2 protein-coding genes are annotated in these 2,203 nt (G+C 67.0%); one reads left to right on the top strand and one right to left on the bottom strand.

Annotation, left to right across the window (positions count from 1 at the left end):
• Window positions 1-494: 494 nt before the first annotated feature.
• Window positions 495-1,832, top strand: a complete 1,338-nt coding sequence (locus KME75_RS41110; protein WP_219420396.1) for an HNH endonuclease signature motif containing protein — start codon at window positions 495-497, stop codon at window positions 1,830-1,832.
• On the opposite strand, the gene KME75_RS41105 is transcribed toward KME75_RS41110, so the two are convergent.
• Window positions 1,833-2,203, bottom strand: a 371-nt coding sequence (locus KME75_RS41105) for an IS66 family transposase (protein WP_219420395.1), incomplete at its 5' end; no start/stop codon positions are given.

Raw genomic sequence — 2,203 nt, 5'->3', positions numbered from 1 at the left:
CGGTCCACCAACTCCGGCGGGAACGCCTTCGTCAGCGACCCCACCGACACTCGATCGGGCAACCAGCCCTCCGGAGACACCCCCTCCGACCCGTCGTGCGCCACCCGGCGATCATCCCCAGAGGCGATCACCAGACGACGCACCTCGACCGGCGTGTCGGCGCCAAGATCAACCTAACGCAAGGCCATTGGGCTTGGGGGCATCGCGGTTCCCACGAGAGCCGCTGCCGGGTAGCCACGCGACTGGCTGTGGTCCTGTTTCAAAGCAACCACAGGATAGTTGCGTATGAGATCAATCGAGAGGATCTGGTGCCCGGGTCCGGGAGGCATGACGAGCATCTCGCAGGGCGACCACGCAATCAGTAGTTTGCCAAGCCGACCGAAGGGTTGCTCGCGCAGACAAGCAAAGCCTCCATGATCCATTTACTATCGCAAATTTCGCGTTCACTCGAATAGCCCCGTTGCTCGAAAGCATGTTCGACTAAACTCGGTGGCATGTCCGCTGTTGCCGACGCGTACCGCCACCTGCAGGTGGCGGTCGATGAACTGTGCGCGGCCGCGGAATCGTCGATGACCACCGATGACGAACTGTTGTCGGTGCTCACGCTCGCCGAGGGTCTTTCCCGTCGACTGGATCATCTGGCCGTCTCGGCCGTGGCGACGTTGCAGCGGCGGGGGACGTTCGCTGAACGTGGCTACAAGAAGACCGAAGGTGCGTTGGCCGACCTGTTGGGCTGGGAGTGGTTCGAAGCCCGCCGCCGGGTCACCGCCGCGGAGCACACGTGTGAGCGGGTGGAGCTGGACGGCACGGTGCTGGAGGCGAAGCTCCCCGCGACGGGGAAGGCGTTCGCGGCCGGGCAGGCGAGCCTGCGCCACGTCGACGTGATCGTCACCCTGCTCGCCACTCCCGCCGCCGGCCGACTCAGCGAGGAGCAGCGGGCCGGGGTTGAAGAAGAACTGGCCGCCCGCGCCGCCGACTACACCCCCGCCCAACTGCGCACCTACGGCACGGAGCTGATCGACCGGCTCGACCAGGACGGCCCCGCACCCGACGACCGCCCACACGTGCCGGTCAACACCCTGCAGGTGCGGCGGTTCCGGGACCGCCCCGGTGGCGAGTTGAAGGGCGTGTTCGAGGACGCGGCCATGTTCGACACCATCGCCACCCTGCTGGACGCCAAGTCCAAGCCCCTCGACAAGGACGACCGCCGCGGGGCAGAACGCCGCCAAGCCGAGGCGTTGGCCGACATCTGCGGCTACGTCCTCGACCACGGCGACGTCCCGGAGAGCGGCGGCCGACGCCCGCACCTGACCGTGCTGATCCGGCTCGAGGACCTCGAAGACCGGGCGCGGTCGGCGATGCTCGACTTCGGCGGCACCCTCACCCCCGAATCACTGCGGATGCTCGCCTGCGACGCCGGCGTCATCCCCATCGTGCTGAATGGGGCAGGACAACCGCTCGATGTCGGGCGTTCCACCCGCGTGATTCCGGACGGACTCCGCCGGGCCGTCACCGTCCGGGACCGCGGATGCGCCCATCCGGGATGCGACCGAACCCCGTCATGGTGCCAAATTCACCACGTCCTCGAATGGGAACACGACGGCCACACCGAGCTCGACAACCTCGTGATGTTGTGCAGAATGCACCACCGGTTGATCCACCATTCCGGGTGGGTTGTCCGGATCGCGGACGGGTCGCCGGAGTTCATCCCCCCGAAATGGGTGGACCCGGAGCAGAAAACCCGCCGACAACCCCGCCACGATACACGTGCCGGATCAGCTTGCGCCGCCGCGCGTCAGCTGAAGGTAACTGGTCAGGGCATCGAGCGGTGATCAGTGGGTTGCGGGCAGCCAGGGTCGGCCCTCGGTGAGCATGACGAGGACTTCGAAGAAGTGTCGGCCGTGTTTGACGGCGGTGGATAGGTAGCTGCGGATCGCGCAGAACTGCCTGGCTCCGGTGAGGGTGCGCAGGCAGCCGGACACCTTCTGCCTCAGTTTGATCATGCGGATGTCGCGTTCGGAGCCGTTGTTGTCGGCGGGTATCCGCCAGTCGGTGATGAAGCGGAGGTAGTCGTGCTGGCGGTCGAGCAGTCGGCGGGCGAGCGCGTGGTGGCGCTTCATCACCGGGTCGGTGCGGGCGGCGGTCTGGGTGGCGCCGATCTGGGCTGCCGAGCGGTAGCGCCGAACCTGGCCGGCCAACACGT

The organism is Pseudonocardia nigra, assembly GCF_019396355.1.
GTDB lineage: Bacteria > Actinomycetota > Actinomycetes > Mycobacteriales > Pseudonocardiaceae > Pseudonocardia > Pseudonocardia nigra.
This window is presented reverse-complemented; position numbering and strand designations above follow the sequence as displayed.